The organism is Nitrospirota bacterium, assembly GCA_016235245.1.
Taxonomy (GTDB): domain Bacteria; phylum Nitrospirota; class Thermodesulfovibrionia; order Thermodesulfovibrionales; family UBA6898; genus UBA6898.
Genome location: JACRLO010000010.1, coordinates 122,479 through 135,978, shown reverse-complemented (window position 1 = coordinate 135,978; position 13,500 = coordinate 122,479). Strand labels below are relative to the sequence as shown.

The following is a 13,500-nucleotide window of genomic DNA, read 5'->3' as shown; positions in this document are numbered from 1 at the left end:
TTTTGCCGTTGATGGTGCTAATATAGCTCATCATGTCCCTGCAGAAGAAGATCATTCTCAGTTTTCTGATCAGTTCTACGCTCATAGCCATTTTGGCGATCTTCGCATATGTGAACTTTATCGAGATCAGAAAAGAGATACGGAATCTTGAATTGTCCGATACGCTTCGCAGCAAAACGCTCCAGCTCCGGCGCCACGAAAAGAATTTCCTCCTGTACAGGGATGTGCGCGAGATCGAAAGCGTCCATAGTTATATCAAAGAGATCAAGGACATCCTTCAACAGAATAAGCACCTTGATACCAATGGACAGATACGCAACCTTCAGGCAAGCATTGAGGATTACGAACGGCGCTTCAGCAGGATCGAAACCCTTTCATGGGAATTTCTCGACAATATAGGAAAACTGAAGGCCCGCAACACACACTATGCGATCTTTTTCCCGCTCATGGAGGCAACATTTCTCGAAAGCCCTGCCGTCAATGCCAGGCAGATCGAGATCCTGTTTAAGCCGGGATCAGAATCGGCAATCCTGGGTAACCTCAGGGATCTGGATACCGAGTTGACCGCGCTTCGAAAGATCGGCAGCGAGGAGATCCTGACGCTCTCAAAGGGCCTTGACACCGTGACACGGGAAAAGGTTGACCGCACGGTCAGACTTTCGCAGACCGCACTTCTTATTCTGTTCCCGCTCTTTCTTGTCGTCGGCTTTACCGCATTATTTGGGATTGTCCGCAGCGCAGTCAACCAGATGAAGATGCTCACGAGCGCTATCGAAAAAGCCGGCAAAGGGGATTTTTCTTCCCTCCCGGTCCCGGCCAAGCATGACGAAGTCGGTGTCCTGATCAGTGCCTTTAACAAAATGGAAAACGACCTTATCGAAAGAGACCACGAGATCGAAAAAAAGAACGAGGAGTTGCTCCAGGGCCGGAAGCTTGCCTCTCTGGGGACGCTTGCCTCAGGGGTCGCCCATGAGCTGAACAATCCGCTCAACAATATCTATCTTGCAGCGCAGATCCTCACAAAGGAGATCGATGCCGAGACCTGTCCCGGAATCATAAAAGAAACCGTCGGGGATATCTATTCGCAGACGCTGAGGGTAAAAAGAATCGTGAGCGACCTCCTTGCCTTTGCGCGCGAAAAGCCTCCAGAGCTTGCCCCGGTCCAGATCACCGTCCTGATCAAGGGTTTACTGACCCAGATGGCGGCGACCGACGATCTGGGAGACGTCCGCTACGAAGTCCAGGCGCGGGAGGATGCCACGGTCCTGGCTGACAGTCACATGATGGAGCAGGTCTTCATCAACCTGTTCAATAATGCCGTTGACGCGATGGAAGGCAAGGGGCTGCTGACCATTACGATTGACCGCGACGGTCCCCGGGTAAAGATCGCGGTCTCAGATACGGGCAAGGGAATCCCCGAGGAAAAGCTCCAGAGAATTTTCGATCCTTTTTTCACCACCAAGGACCACGGAACAGGCCTGGGCCTTGCCATTGTGTACAGTATACTGGAGAAACATAAAGGCAGGATCGAACTGAAAAATACATCAGAGAAAGGCTCGACCTTTCTGATTACGCTGCCCGGAGGAGTATGAGCCAGAGAATATTGATAGCAGAGGATGAAGCAATATCCCTGAAGCACCTTGCGTATGCCCTCGAAAAGGAAGGCTATGAAGTCACCGGCACAAAAGACGGCATATCTGCGTTCGCCCTTTTCGAAGCAAACTTCTATGACGTGATCATTGCGGATATCAAGATGCCGGGCATGGACGGACTGACGCTGCTTGAAAAGATCAAGACGAAGGAGCCCGACGCAGAAGTGATCATCATCACCGGTTTTGGCAGCATTGAATCTGCAATTGCCGCCATGAAAAAAGGTGCATCAGAATATGTGACCAAACCTTTTAATCTTGACGAACTGAATCTCAAGATCAGGAAAGTCCTGGAAAAAAAAAGGATAGAAAAAGAGAACACCGCACTTAAAGTCACCCTCGGCATCGATCAGGAATTTCCGTTCATCGCAAAAAGCCATACCATGCAGCGCGTTGTCGAGGTGATCAGGAGCATCACCAATTCCGACTGCAATGTACTGCTTACCGGCGAAAGCGGCGTCGGGAAAGGACTTGTCGCAAGGATGATCCATCATACGAGCGCCCGGGGAGATAAACCATTTCTCGGCCTCAACTGTGCCATCTTCACCGAAGAGCTTCTTGCCAGCGAACTTTTCGGCCACGAAAAAGGAGCTTTTACCGGCGCAGCATTTTCGAAAAAGGGACTGATCGAGGTGGCGGACACCGGGACTCTCTTCCTGGATGAGATCGCGGAAATGACGCCCTCGCTCCAGGCCAAACTCCTGAAAGTCATCGAAGACAAAGAATTCATGCGCGTAGGAGGGACACGCTCGATCAAGGTTGATGTCAGGCTTATCGCCGCTACAAACCAGAATCTTTCGGCGATGATCAAGGAAGGTAAATTCAGGGAAGATCTTTATTACCGCCTCAATGTCATGGATATATTTATTCCGCCCCTCAGGGAACGAAGAGAAGACATTACACCCCTTATCAAACATTTTCTGCAGAAGTATGCGAAGAAAGAGAACAAGAAAATAACCGCGTTCAGCAAAGAGGCCCTGGATATTCTGATCTCCTACGGCTTTCCTGGTAATGTAAGAGAACTCGAAAATATCATCGAAAGAGCGGTCATACTCGAAAAGTCCGCAACAATTCAGCCCGGCAACCTTCCTCAGACCATTAAGCTTTTCGAGGTCGAGACCATTTCACCCAACAGGGTCAGGACGATCGATGAACTGAACAGGGATTATGCAGAGAGGATTCTTGATTTCGTAGACAACAACCGCTCAAAGGCAGCCGAACTCCTCGGTATTTCGCGCACCAGCCTCTGGAGAATTCTGAAGAAGTAATGTCGTGCGTCTCACAGACTGTGCATAAGATAGACCGCCAGAAACACGCCGATAATCAGCATTGAGAGCATAAGCATCAGATCAAGAATGCGCGACGGCTGATAGGCATCCTCGTCAATCTGACGTTCTACCTTCTTGTAGCGTATGAACGCAAGCACGCCCATGACTGCGCCGAATGCAACGAGAAGAATGCCAAGCACTGAAGAATATCCCTGCGGCTGACTGACAGAAGTCTGCAGTTCTGCCTGTGGCAGATGTCCCGTCTGGGCAAGATAATAAGAGAACTGCCTGACAAACAGCCCGAACTTCTCAACCACAAAACCGAAAGCCATTATTGCAATGCTTGTCCTGATCCAGGCCAGAAACGTCCTCTCATTCGCCATATGCACGCGCCTGTTTCTGACCCTGTCTGCCTGCCCGTCTGCCGGGGAATTCTTCTCCATCGTGATTTCATTATACCTCCATCCGAAGCAATAAATATCTGAAATAGTTTCCCGTATCTGTTTCACGCCTGTTTCAGTATGAAACAATACCACAACCTCTCTATTTCATATTTTCCTTCTAATTCGAACAGTTATGTCATGGCATGAAGTTTGGAATATACATTACGCAATTCAAAAAAGGAGATAGGGAAATGAAAGATACGATCTTATTCGTAACCAAGGGAGGTGAGCACTGCGATGAAGGCTTCTCCTATGTCCTGGAACTCGCAAAAACGCTTGATGCAAGCGTTGAAGCACTGATCATGAGGCCAATACATCTTGCGGACAATTTCGAAGATATCATGGCCGCAGCCACGTTCGCCGAGGCAGATGACATGAAAACCGCAAAAGAGATTATGGAGTGTCAACAGAGCAACTGCAGGGAAAAACTCGAGGGTAGGATCAGGGAGTTATCCAATAAAGCTCAGATTGTCTCTGTCGATCTGCTCTGTCATGCGGCTGATGGAGACGTAGCAGCTGCAATAAAGGCGATTCTGAAAGAAAAAGCATTCATAGATATGGTGCTCTTAAGCCCTTCACTGTCAGAAAAAATGAACTCACTTGATATAAAAAGGCTTCTGAGAAATATTGCAAAACCCATCGTTCATATCTCAAGGCCGGCAACGGCCCTAATATAAAAAAGGAGATCATCATGAAAACATCAGTATTGAGCAAGTTTGACAGGCTTATGGCAGCAGTAACATTCGCAGAGGAAAATGAACACACAACAGCGCGGGAATTCCTGCAGGAAGAAGAAAGCCAGGACAGGAAACTCTCCGACAGACCGGAACTTTGGAAGCAGCAGCCCCTGCAGGAATCACGCTCATAATAACGGAGGAACAATGACATCAATCGAGCAGAAAAAAAGAAAGAAACCTGTGACACCCCTGATCTTGACCGGCCTGGTTTCCGCCGGACTGTATATCGCGTTACTCTTAAATCAGGATTTCCTCAATAACACCTTCGGCAAAGGCGGGCTCTTTGCCTTCCTGCCGATTATCGCGGCGTTTATCTTCTCATACTTCCACGGCACCTTTACCGGTCATTTCTGGACGATGCTTGGAGTTGAGGCATCAAAAAAGAAAATGGAGGTTAAGTAAGACATGCACGATTTAGCCCAAACAGCAGCGAATTTCATAAACCTTGATGCGATAACCATCATATATCTGTTTCTTGTCGGTTTTGTAGGAGGCCTTGTCAGCGGATTTATCGGCTCAGGAGGAGCATTCGTCCTTACCCCAGGCATGATGAGCATGGGCGTGCCGGCACTCGTGGCAGTGGCAAGTAATATGTGCCACAAATTTCCGAAGGCATTGGTCGGAGCCATTAAGAGAGCCAAATATGGTCAGGTCGATGTAAAGCTCGGTATTGCCCTCGGCGTTTCAGCAGAGGCCGGCGTTCTTTACGGAGCGCATATCCAGGAGAGTATTAAAAAAGCTTTCGGTGATGCAGGGTCAAACCTCTATGTCAGCGTTTCCTTTGTGGTGGTACTCGCCGTTGTAGGCATCTTTGTACTCAGAGATGCCTGGAAGACGTACAAGTCAGGGAATATGCATGCAGAAGAGAAGATGACCAAACTGGCGAAATGGGTCCAGTCAGTCAACATCCCCGGCACCATGGTATATTTCAAAAGTCTGAATGCAAGGATATCGATCCTCTTCACCATACCGCTCGGTTTTGCAACAGGCGTTCTTGCCGCAACGATTGCAGTAGGAGGCTTTGTCGGCGTTCCTTCCATGATCTATGTGCTTGGCGCACCGAGTCTCATGGCCTCGGCAACCGAGCTTGTCATCGCGTTTGTGATGGGACTTGGCGGCTCGTTCAAGTATGCGCTTCACGGCATGGTTGATATCCGGCTTGCCATGATCATTCTTGGCGGCTCGCTCTTCGGCATTCAGCTTGGTGCAATGGGCACCACCTATGTCAAACCCTTCATGATAAAAGTGGTAATGGGCCTGATCATGGTGATCGTGCTGTTCAGCCGTGCGCTGATGGTCCCGGTTTATCTTTCCCAGCTTGGCCTCATTTCACCATTAACCGAACAGACAACAAAGATGCTGAAAAGCACGAGCTTCGGCATAATGATCTTTGCCCTGGCCCTTGGCGCCTTTATCGTTCTCCGGGCCATGTGGCAGGGACGCAGGGCTGAACAACGTGAGCATCAGGAAGCACTTGCCCACTCAAAGGCGTAATCATGGGCAGATACCGGAAGATCCTCGTTGCCATAGACGGCTCGACGTCGAGCATGCATGCGCTCAGCGAATCCTTTAAATTTGCAGAGCATGAAAAATGCTGGATGACTGTGGTATCGGTCATCCCTCCGTACCTCGGCGATCTTGATACGACGAGTGTCGGTAATGTTATGGCAGCGATGCGCAAACCGTGCGAGGACTCACTTGCAGAGGCTGCACGTATTGCAGTGGGAGCGAAGATCATGGTCAGGACGGTCTGCGAAGAAGGCGAAACGCACGAGCGGATCGTTGACCTGTCAGATGCTGAAAATTACGACCTCATCGTCATGGGCAGGAGAGGTCAGCACAGGCTTGAGCGGGCCCTTGTCGGGAGTGTTACGGCAAGGGTCATCGGATACAGCCACAGGGATGTTCTTGTTGTTCCGAAGGACGCGGCAGTCGGCTGGCAAAAGATACTGATCGCAACGGACGGATCAAAATACAGTGACGCTGCAACGGAAAAGGCTATCGACTTTGCCCTGTCCTACGGGGGAGAGCTGATCATCCTGTCTGTGGTTGATATGCCGGCAGAGTTTTACGGGGAATCGCCTGAAGCCTGGGACAGGCTTGTTGTCAAGGCCCGATCATATGCGGACAAGGCAAAACAGAAGGCTGAAGCTTCAGGGATCAGGGTGCAGGCCTTTGTCAGAGAAGCAGAGACATGGCAGGCGATCATAGATATGACAGATGAAATGGAAGCGGATACTATCATTATGGGGTCCCATGGGCGAACCGGGCTAAAAAGACTTCTTATGGGCAGCGTAACAGAAAAGGTGATCGGTCATGCCCGCTGCCCTGTGCTTGTGGTAAAGGGATAACACAAAATAGGCTACGGCTGAAACTTTTTCGCCAAGGACAGCATAGGAGACCGCTATCAGAAAGACCGGGGTAAGAGCCAGAAAGGGCATGGTCAGGCTCAGAGGAGAACGTTTGAAGGCCTTAATATATAAAATGACAGTGATGAGTTCAAGGGGAAGCGCAGCGAAAAATGCCAGGTAGAAGTCCGCATCAAGCCGTGGCCATGGCACCAGAAACAATGTAACGACAAGGACCGGAAGCGTAAAGAGCATACGAAACCAGGTAACAAGGAATTCATTCTGGTCCTGCAGGGCCTTCTTGGCAAGCGCATCGCTCGTTGCAAGAAAAAAAGCTGATGTCCGCGACAGCGTAACCCACTCCACCGCACTATTTAAAAAGAAATGCGGGTAATTTGTGATAATATGGAAACATGAAAGCATTATATATTCTTGTTTGCCTTTTACCGGTATTATTTGTCGCCTGCACCGATAAGCCCAAGAACCCTGACGAGAAGCCAAATAACCCGATAGCTGTTCAGGGAGACAGGATGATCGATGCTTACCACCGGTCCAAGGACGCGCAGATTGAAGCAAACCTTGATGCAATCAAAAAAGCGATCCAGGCTCACCGGGCGGTAAACGACAGCTTCCCCCAGAGTCTTGAAGAGATCAAGCCGCTCCTCTCCGCACCTGAGCTCGATCTCTCAAAATACACGTATAACGCAGCTGACGGCTCAGTCGCCATAAAGAAGTAACTTCTCTCCTGCCGGGTGATGGTATGCAGTCCTGCTCAACAGGGGGTAATCCATCGTAAATTACGGTATCTTCTCAGTTTTTTGTCGTACCAGATGATTGACAAGGAAGGCTCTTTTGGTGTATAAAATATGTCTCTTGGGCGGATAGCTCAGCTGGGAGAGCGCTGCCCTTACAAGGCAGATGTCGCAGGTTCGATCCCTGTTCCGCCTACCATTTTTAATATATGTGGTGAATGGTAGTCAGTAATGGGCTGTAACACAAGGTAATTGAGTGTTTTCTGCTTTTTGCTATTACAGTTCACTCTTAAGAGTCTTTAAACGGGGGCGGTAGTTCAGTCGGTTAGAACGCCTGCCTGTCACGCAGGAGGTCGCGGGTTCGAGTCCCGTCCGCCCCGCCATTTTCCCTCTGGGTAGTACAGCATTCTCCTGAACCGCTGCAGTTTGCCCGTTCCCCTGAGTTCCTGTCCCTTTATGCCTGTTGCGTCTATTTTCTCTCGCATCCCGGACCATTCTATCCTATAATGCTATTAGGACAAAGACTTCGGTTGAGGAGGGATTTAATGGAAACGCACTTTGCATCGCCGGAGCGGTCAACGCCAGGAGAATTGTATCGTGATATCCACGAAGCGAGCAGTAACCCTGTTGTTGACGGCCTCCTCAAGACCGTAGGCGGCCTTATTGCCGTTTTGAACGAGCACCGCCAGATCCTCTCGGTCAATAGTGCTCTTCTTGATATGATCGGTATTGATGATCCCCGCAGCGTACTCAGTCTTAGACCCGGTGAGGCAATCGGGTGTATCCATGCCCATGATATGCCGGGCGGATGCGGGACCTCACGTTATTGCTCAACCTGCGGTGCTGCGATTGCCATTGTGACAAGTCTTTCCACCGATGGACCGCAGGAGCAGAAATGCGTTGCTACGGTCAGCAGGGATGGCAGACAGACAGATCTCTGCCTCCGTGTCAGGTCATGCCCGATATCACTGGAAGGAACGCGATTCCTTCTCCTCTTTGTACAGAACATAACCCTTGAGGAGAGCCGGGCGTCTCTGGAGCGCGCCTTCTTTCACGACATCAGCAATACCATCACGGCTCTGCTGGGAGCGAGCGAACTGATGGAATTTAAGGATCAGGAAGGCAAGAACAGGCTCGCCAGGCAGATACAGCAGATATCCTGTCACCTGGCAAAAGAAGTCGAAATCCAGCGGGCACTTTCGCAATCGGACCAGCAGACGTATGCAGTCAAAATGCAGGACTTCACGACTGATGACGTCATCAGGGAGATGCAGGCAGTCTTTACAGGCCACTGCGCTGCGAAAAACAAGATACTGTTTTCCCCGGAAGATGCTCCCTGCATCCCTGTCCGCTCAGATCTGCATCTGGTGCTGAGAATAATTACGAACATGCTCACAAACGCCTTCGAGGCAACGGAAGATGGCGGCACCGTAAAACTTTGGGTTGATCATGACCCGGATCTGACGTTTCACGTATGGAGTCGTCAGGCGATTGCCGATGATGTGGCGAGGAGGGTCTTTCAGCGCCATTTCAGTACCAAGGGCAACCATGGACGCGGCATCGGGACCTATGCCATGAAACTCTTTGGTGAAAGCGTGCTTGGTGGAAAGGTCGAGTTCACGACTTCCGGGGCCGACGGGACCACATTCAGGTTATCACTGCCCTCGCATCATATATCATGATGCTTACCCCTCTGTCATTCAAAATGTGATGAACCATGCCTGAATTCAAGGACCGTGAAGAATACGAGCGATGGAAAGCCGATAAACTCAAACAAAATGAGGCGAAAAGGAGTTCCGGAGATTCCGAAAAACCTCAATCCATTCCGCCTTCTTCATCTGATCAGGCTCGCCAGGCAGCTCCAAACGGCCTCCCGGAAATCGGTGACCTTCTCACCCGCTCCTGGGAACTCTTCAAAGCCCGGATCGGTGTATTGCTGCCGTTACAGCTCCTTTCGATAGCGGCCCTAATCGTCTGCATCGCTGCCGCTGCCGGCATCGGTGAGTTTTTTGCACTGCTGCTCCCTGCAGGTAAGACCCCCATCCTTGTGATATCGGTAATCACCGGAGTCACCGCAGGCATGACCGCCATGTTCTGGCCGATTGCAGCGCTCATCTTCGCCGTTGCAGACAGGTCACTGAGCGTCAGGGGGGCTCTTTCTGCTGGATGGAAAAAGTTTTGGGCTTTCTTCTGGCTTTTCTCGATCATGGCGTATGTGATTGCCGGAGGCTATCTTCTCTTTATCATCCCCGGTATCATCTTCACCATCTGGTTCAGCTTTTCGCAGTATATACTGGCAACCGAGAATGTATGCGGCATGAATGCACTGCTCAAGAGCAAGGCATACGTGAAAGACCGATGGTTTGACGTTTTTATCAGATTTCTTGTTATCTGGGCAATCTCAACAGGCCTCGGCATGATCCCATTTCTCGGCATAATCCTTTCCTTCCTGGCCGCCCCGTTCACCATGATCTACTCCTATCTCCTGTATGAGGAACTGAAGGCGCTGAACCCGGCCCCCCCTGACTACCCGAAAAACTCGGGGGAGAAACTTAAATGGATAGGCATTGCGACTCTCGGGTATATTGTCCTTCCCCTCATTATCATAGCGATTGTCGGCGCTGCCTGCATGCTTCCCTTATTGATACTTAAGGGCATAAACCTGCAACAGGTTCCGCCTCCGCAGCGCTTCTTCTAAGCAGTGCAGGGACAATTCCGAAGCAGGGAGATGCGCCGAAAACGAGCCCAAACTATATTCCTCTGAATCTTTCAGCAGGCATCCAGGGACCTTTTCATCCTGATTTGTATCTGCCCGCCTATGCCATCTGTTTCATCATCAAACTTCAGGACTTCCAGCGTGCCGCCTGTCGGCTTCCATACGCGCGGGTCAGTCGGGCCAAATAATACCACCCCTCTGCAATGCATAATGCCGGCAAGGTGGCTGATGCCGGAGTCATTGCCGATATAGAACCGAGACCGTTCAAGCAGTGCCGCTACACGTATCAATGGCACGTCATGCAGATGAACGATCCTTCTGCCCGTCCTTGCCAGCTGCTCCAGCATCCGTACTGTTTCCGCATCTTCTGCAGGACCTGACAACAGCAGGCAGAATAAAGACGGGTTGCTCATGACCAACGCGATCAGTTCAGCATACTCTTCAAGCGGCCAGCATTTTTTCTTCCCGCCGCTTCCGGGATGGACAATGAAGAGACCATGTCCGGCAGCAGCATAGCCCCGCCCGTTCAAAAACTCAGCCGCCCATACTTTTTCTTTATCCGAAATGCGGACCAGGACCTTTTGCTGCGCTTCGATCCTGCCAAATCCGCATTGCTTAACCCTGAATTCAGCCGCATGCTCAGGGATGTTGTCCGGTGGAATGGTCTGTATCGCCCGGGTGGCAGGAATGATGCGTCGAATAGTATGAAGAAGCGCGGATTCCGTATTGGCCGTAAAAAAAAACGATCGGTAAAAACCGGAAAGAAAAGACTTCATTGAATCATCCAATGATTCGGAATAGAGCGAGCTATACCGCAGGCTGTCGGCAGACGAAATCTCATCAACAATTCCGGCTTCTTTCAGAAAATGCACTACATCTCTTCGGCCTGCCAGATGTATTTGAGCGGCAAACTCCCTGATGATCTGAATGCAGGGAAGAGAAAGAAGCATATCACCTAACGCCCCATCATGATGAATGAAAATGTTCCCCGGTTTCATCGATACATAGCCTTTCCTTATAATTTTGCCAGGATTGAATATTACCATGCCCTGTGTCGGCACGGTAAACTAAGGGATAAGAGCCTCGACTCTATGATATAGTATATGGTAAAGCGTTCTCCCGTATAACTATGACAAAAAAGGTTACCGTATACACATTAAGCACCTGCCCCGTCTGCAAGAAGGTAAAGAAATTTCTTGAGGAAAACGGGATCAGCTATACGTTAATCGAGGTCGATACGCTCGATGGCTCGGAGCAGTGGGCCGCAACAAGGGAACTTGCCAAACATAACCCTCAGGCTTCATATCCGACCACCGTGGTAGAGGATGTAATCTCAGGGTATGATATCGATGCGTTGAGGGGAAAGCTGCAGTAGCATGACCGTCACGGCAGAGCATCTGTATGAAATCCTTTCGGGCTATGCAGCTTCACGGGGCATGCAGCTGAACAACGACAGAGAGTTCGTCCTCGACATTCTGGCGGGGCTTCTGAAAAACGAAGAGCGCTACGGGTATCGCTCCTGTCCCTGCAGGCTGGCATCAGGGTTCAGGGAACGTGATGAAGATATCATCTGCCCCTGCAGATACCGGGATGATAATGTCAGGGATTACGGGAGCTGTTACTGCTCGTTGTATGTTTCAGAGGCCTGGAATAACGAAACGGTCCCTCACGGCGTTGTCCCTGAGCGGAGAACACAAAGGAGATAGCAATGGATCAGGAAGATACCACCGAGAAAACCATCTGGGAGCTCCAGGGGTTGAATGAAATCAGGAAACGGCCGGACATTCATGCAAAGCTCAAGTATGATGTGACACCGCGCATGGTCATGGAACCGCGTTTTCACGCCAAGCCCGAAGATCTGGAGAAACTCAGACAGATTGCAGGCTACATGTTCTATATCGAATCACAGTGCAACCCGCCGGCCCTGATGGTCATGAAGGTCGGCAATACCGATATCACTACCACCATCGGCAAGATCGACGAGGTCCCGGCAGAACTGCTTGAAAAGGCCATTACAGATCCGGCTGAGCCGCCATCTCACGGCATGTACGCCATTACCGAGGATATAAGGGTATGGCTGAAAAAGGAACTGCAAGGGTAAGGCAGCATCGCCGGCTCAATCGGCAGCGTCCATGACAGGGCAACAGTATCCATGATTTCTGAGCATGAGTTCCAGGGGATTGGGATAGAGATAATACTGTGGTTCCACGACCTTAAGAATAGTAATTCTTTGTCGAAAATACTCCCGAGAAAACATCACCGGAAACAGCCAAGCAGGTCAATGAATTTTTTGCGACGTATCGCGTCTTGAAGGCTCTCTTCATCTTCAACTGCAACAAGAGGAAAGCGCGCCATAAATGCCGCACAGAAAATACCTGTGCCTTTGCTGATCGGCTGGCCTGAACGGTTGAAAACTTCAACGCCCTTTATGCCGCAGCTCGGAGATCTGCTCTTAAATACAAATCCGCAGAGGTCCTGGCTCTCCAACTCCCGGAGTTTTTTCCCCGACCATTCCTGCATGAGATCCGTGATGTCGATCCCTGTTTTGATTGTCACCAGACGCGGAGACCCGGGATCGCCGACAAGCCGCATTGCCTCGCGCGGAACAGGCAGCCCAGTTTCAATCTCAGGGCAGACAGCCTGCCACTCAACATATTCGCTGAGGGTATTTTTCAGAAAAGGATCAAGTTTGTGCCTGCCGTCGTAGCGGACATTTTCACCCAAAAGACAGGCACTGATGCCTAGGCGAATTTTATTATTCATATCACAGACCGTTCCACCTGCTCAAAGCCATTCAGCCTGATAGTAAGACGTCAATAATTTAATGGGAGTTATTTCTTTCCCTGGTTCGCGACCTTCTCCATGGCAGCGGCTATCTCCTGCTGATCGCCGAGGTAATAATGCCGGATCGGCCGGAGCGCTTCATCAAGTTCATAGACAAGGGGAATGCCGGTAGGGATGTTCATGCCAACAATCTCGCTATCAGAGATCGTGTCGAGGTGCTTGACCAGGGCTCGCAACGAATTTCCATGTGCTGCTATAAGCACCCGCCTGCCCGATGCGATTTCCGGGACAATTGTCTCCTGCCAGTACGGCAGAAACCGCTCAACCGTACTTTTCAGGCTCTCGGTAAGGGGGATATCCTGCTCAGCCAGCCCGGCGTATCTCGGATCGCTGCCCGGATACCTGCTGTCGTTTTTTTCAAGCGCCTGCGGCATAACATCATAGCTGCGTCTCCATATGCGCACCTGCTCTTCCCCGTATTGGGCGGCCATCTCGGATTTATTGAGTCCCTGAAGCGCGCCATAGTGCCGCTCATTAAGGCGCCAGGAGTTCCTGACCGGCAGCCACATGAGGTCCATCTCATCCAGAGCAAGCCAGAGCGTCCTGATCGCCCGCTTCAAGACAGAGGTAAACGCAAGGTCAAAGACAAGACCTTCCTCTTTGAGCAGCCGGCCCGCCTTCTTCGCCTCTTCCATGCCTTTTTCAGACAGATCAACGTCAGTCCAGCCGGTAAAACGGTTCTCCCTGTTCCAGATGCTTTCGCCATGCCTCAGAAGCACAAGTTTCGTCATATCAGGACCCCA

18 protein-coding genes and 2 tRNA genes are annotated in these 13,500 nt (G+C 50.6%); 15 read left to right on the top strand and 5 right to left on the bottom strand.

Annotated features, from left to right (window positions below; genetic code table 11):
• Nucleotides 1–32: 32 nt before the first annotated feature.
• Both HZB31_05450 and HZB31_05445 read left to right on the top strand, forming a co-directional pair.
• Nucleotides 33–1,592, top strand: a complete 1,560-nt coding sequence (locus tag HZB31_05450; GenBank protein MBI5847384.1) for a hypothetical protein — start codon at nucleotides 33–35, stop codon at nucleotides 1,590–1,592.
• Nucleotides 1,589–2,917: a sigma-54-dependent Fis family transcriptional regulator gene (locus HZB31_05445; protein MBI5847383.1), complete on the top strand. Its 1,329-nt coding sequence runs from the start codon at nucleotides 1,589–1,591 to the stop codon at nucleotides 2,915–2,917. The genes HZB31_05450 and HZB31_05445 overlap by 4 nt, the downstream gene beginning before the upstream one ends.
• 11 nt (nucleotides 2,918–2,928) lie before the next feature.
• On the opposite strand, the gene HZB31_05440 is transcribed toward HZB31_05445, so the two are convergent.
• Entirely contained in the window at nucleotides 2,929–3,360 is a 432-nt protein-coding gene (locus HZB31_05440) for a DUF202 domain-containing protein (protein MBI5847382.1), read from the bottom strand.
• A 191-nt stretch (nucleotides 3,361–3,551) separates the two neighbouring features.
• On the opposite strand from HZB31_05440, the gene HZB31_05435 reads away from it, so the two are divergent.
• Genes HZB31_05435 through HZB31_05415 form a run of 5 tightly spaced genes read left to right on the top strand, consistent with a single transcriptional unit; the run spans nucleotide 3,552 to nucleotide 6,448 of the window.
• The gene (locus tag HZB31_05435; protein ID MBI5847381.1) at nucleotides 3,552–4,037 is read left to right on the top strand and encodes a hypothetical protein; all 486 of its coding nucleotides are present in this window, start codon (nucleotides 3,552–3,554) and stop codon (nucleotides 4,035–4,037) included.
• A gap of 14 nt (nucleotides 4,038–4,051) precedes the next feature.
• Nucleotides 4,052–4,228 (top strand): hypothetical protein, encoded by a 177-nt coding sequence (locus HZB31_05430; GenBank protein MBI5847380.1) that lies wholly within the window; start codon nucleotides 4,052–4,054, stop codon nucleotides 4,226–4,228.
• A 13-nt stretch (nucleotides 4,229–4,241) separates the two neighbouring features.
• Nucleotides 4,242–4,499: a hypothetical protein gene (locus HZB31_05425; GenBank protein MBI5847379.1), complete on the top strand. Its 258-nt coding sequence runs from the start codon at nucleotides 4,242–4,244 to the stop codon at nucleotides 4,497–4,499.
• Nucleotides 4,500–4,502: 3 nt separating this feature from the next.
• On the top strand, nucleotides 4,503–5,591 hold the full coding sequence (locus HZB31_05420) for a sulfite exporter TauE/SafE family protein (GenBank protein ID MBI5847378.1): 1,089 nt from the start codon (nucleotides 4,503–4,505) through the stop codon (nucleotides 5,589–5,591).
• Nucleotides 5,592–5,593: 2 nt separating this feature from the next.
• Entirely contained in the window at nucleotides 5,594–6,448 is an 855-nt protein-coding gene (locus HZB31_05415; GenBank protein ID MBI5847377.1) for a universal stress protein, read from the top strand.
• Here the strand turns inward: HZB31_05415 and HZB31_05410 are convergent.
• On the bottom strand, nucleotides 6,368–6,868 hold the full coding sequence (locus tag HZB31_05410; GenBank protein MBI5847376.1) for an EamA family transporter: 501 nt from the start codon (nucleotides 6,866–6,868) through the stop codon (nucleotides 6,368–6,370). The genes HZB31_05415 and HZB31_05410 overlap by 81 nt on opposite strands.
• Here HZB31_05410 and HZB31_05405 point away from each other — a divergent pair.
• The 5 genes from HZB31_05405 (at nucleotide 6,859) to HZB31_05385 (ending at nucleotide 9,895) form a co-directional block, all read left to right on the top strand.
• A complete protein-coding gene (locus HZB31_05405; protein ID MBI5847375.1) occupies nucleotides 6,859–7,182 on the top strand; it encodes a hypothetical protein in 324 nt (107 codons plus the stop codon). The genes HZB31_05410 and HZB31_05405 overlap by 10 nt on opposite strands.
• Nucleotides 7,183–7,320: 138 nt before the next feature.
• Nucleotides 7,321–7,396, top strand: a tRNA-Val gene (locus tag HZB31_05400).
• 107 nt (nucleotides 7,397–7,503) lie between these two features.
• Nucleotides 7,504–7,580, top strand: a tRNA-Asp gene (locus HZB31_05395).
• Nucleotides 7,581–7,742: 162 nt separating this feature from the next.
• On the top strand, nucleotides 7,743–8,879 hold the full coding sequence (locus HZB31_05390) for a HAMP domain-containing histidine kinase (GenBank protein MBI5847374.1): 1,137 nt from the start codon (nucleotides 7,743–7,745) through the stop codon (nucleotides 8,877–8,879).
• 35 nt (nucleotides 8,880–8,914) lie between these two features.
• Nucleotides 8,915–9,895: a hypothetical protein gene (locus HZB31_05385; GenBank protein MBI5847373.1), complete on the top strand. Its 981-nt coding sequence runs from the start codon at nucleotides 8,915–8,917 to the stop codon at nucleotides 9,893–9,895.
• 71 nt (nucleotides 9,896–9,966) lie between these two features.
• On the opposite strand, the gene HZB31_05380 is transcribed toward HZB31_05385, so the two are convergent.
• Nucleotides 9,967–10,911 (bottom strand): glycosyltransferase family 9 protein, encoded by a 945-nt coding sequence (locus HZB31_05380; GenBank protein ID MBI5847372.1) that lies wholly within the window; start codon nucleotides 10,909–10,911, stop codon nucleotides 9,967–9,969.
• Between the two features lie 131 nt (nucleotides 10,912–11,042).
• Between HZB31_05380 and HZB31_05375 the strand changes: the two genes are divergently transcribed.
• From HZB31_05375 to HZB31_05365, 3 genes are read left to right on the top strand one after another with little or no spacing between them, the layout of a single operon-like run.
• Nucleotides 11,043–11,288 carry a glutaredoxin family protein gene (locus tag HZB31_05375; protein ID MBI5847371.1) on the top strand — a complete coding sequence of 82 codons (246 nt, stop codon included), beginning with the start codon at nucleotides 11,043–11,045 and terminating at the stop codon, nucleotides 11,286–11,288.
• A gap of 1 nt (nucleotide 11,289) precedes the next feature.
• A complete protein-coding gene (locus tag HZB31_05370; protein ID MBI5847370.1) occupies nucleotides 11,290–11,619 on the top strand; it encodes a ferredoxin:thioredoxin reductase in 330 nt (109 codons plus the stop codon).
• A gap of 2 nt (nucleotides 11,620–11,621) precedes the next feature.
• A complete protein-coding gene (locus HZB31_05365; protein ID MBI5847369.1) occupies nucleotides 11,622–12,014 on the top strand; it encodes a hypothetical protein in 393 nt (130 codons plus the stop codon).
• Between the two features lie 155 nt (nucleotides 12,015–12,169).
• On the opposite strand, the gene HZB31_05360 is transcribed toward HZB31_05365, so the two are convergent.
• Together HZB31_05360 and gpmA are read right to left on the bottom strand one after the other, a co-directional pair.
• On the bottom strand, nucleotides 12,170–12,676 hold the full coding sequence (locus HZB31_05360; GenBank protein ID MBI5847368.1) for a DUF523 domain-containing protein: 507 nt from the start codon (nucleotides 12,674–12,676) through the stop codon (nucleotides 12,170–12,172).
• 68 nt (nucleotides 12,677–12,744) lie between these two features.
• On the bottom strand, nucleotides 12,745–13,488 hold the full coding sequence (gpmA, locus tag HZB31_05355; GenBank protein ID MBI5847367.1) for a 2,3-diphosphoglycerate-dependent phosphoglycerate mutase: 744 nt from the start codon (nucleotides 13,486–13,488) through the stop codon (nucleotides 12,745–12,747).
• Nucleotides 13,489–13,500: the final 12 nt, after the last annotated feature.

What these genes read in the sequence shown, in the direction of transcription:
- HZB31_05390 (MBI5847374.1), top strand. Translation starts at nt 7,743, where the DNA reads ATGGAAACGCACTTTGCATCGCCGGAGCGGTCAACGCCAGGAGAATTG.
- HZB31_05370 (MBI5847370.1), top strand. Translation starts at nt 11,290, where the DNA reads ATGACCGTCACGGCAGAGCATCTGTATGAAATCCTTTCGGGCTATGCA.
- HZB31_05450 (MBI5847384.1), top strand. Translation starts at nt 33, where the DNA reads ATGTCCCTGCAGAAGAAGATCATTCTCAGTTTTCTGATCAGTTCTACG.
- HZB31_05425 (MBI5847379.1), top strand. Translation starts at nt 4,242, where the DNA reads ATGACATCAATCGAGCAGAAAAAAAGAAAGAAACCTGTGACACCCCTG.
- HZB31_05445 (MBI5847383.1), top strand. Translation starts at nt 1,589, where the DNA reads ATGAGCCAGAGAATATTGATAGCAGAGGATGAAGCAATATCCCTGAAG.
- HZB31_05440 (MBI5847382.1), bottom strand. Translation starts at nt 3,360, where the DNA reads ATGGAGAAGAATTCCCCGGCAGACGGGCAGGCAGACAGGGTCAGAAAC.
- HZB31_05405 (MBI5847375.1), top strand. Translation starts at nt 6,859, where the DNA reads ATGAAAGCATTATATATTCTTGTTTGCCTTTTACCGGTATTATTTGTC.
- HZB31_05430 (MBI5847380.1), top strand. Translation starts at nt 4,052, where the DNA reads ATGAAAACATCAGTATTGAGCAAGTTTGACAGGCTTATGGCAGCAGTA.
- HZB31_05380 (MBI5847372.1), bottom strand. Translation starts at nt 10,911, where the DNA reads ATGAAACCGGGGAACATTTTCATTCATCATGATGGGGCGTTAGGTGAT.
- HZB31_05415 (MBI5847377.1), top strand. Translation starts at nt 5,594, where the DNA reads ATGGGCAGATACCGGAAGATCCTCGTTGCCATAGACGGCTCGACGTCG.
- HZB31_05385 (MBI5847373.1), top strand. Translation starts at nt 8,915, where the DNA reads ATGCCTGAATTCAAGGACCGTGAAGAATACGAGCGATGGAAAGCCGAT.
- HZB31_05435 (MBI5847381.1), top strand. Translation starts at nt 3,552, where the DNA reads ATGAAAGATACGATCTTATTCGTAACCAAGGGAGGTGAGCACTGCGAT.
- HZB31_05410 (MBI5847376.1), bottom strand. Translation starts at nt 6,868, where the DNA reads ATGCTTTCATGTTTCCATATTATCACAAATTACCCGCATTTCTTTTTA.
- HZB31_05365 (MBI5847369.1), top strand. Translation starts at nt 11,622, where the DNA reads ATGGATCAGGAAGATACCACCGAGAAAACCATCTGGGAGCTCCAGGGG.
- HZB31_05360 (MBI5847368.1), bottom strand. Translation starts at nt 12,676, where the DNA reads ATGAATAATAAAATTCGCCTAGGCATCAGTGCCTGTCTTTTGGGTGAA.
- HZB31_05420 (MBI5847378.1), top strand. Translation starts at nt 4,503, where the DNA reads ATGCACGATTTAGCCCAAACAGCAGCGAATTTCATAAACCTTGATGCG.
- gpmA (MBI5847367.1), bottom strand. Translation starts at nt 13,488, where the DNA reads ATGACGAAACTTGTGCTTCTGAGGCATGGCGAAAGCATCTGGAACAGG.
- HZB31_05375 (MBI5847371.1), top strand. Translation starts at nt 11,043, where the DNA reads ATGACAAAAAAGGTTACCGTATACACATTAAGCACCTGCCCCGTCTGC.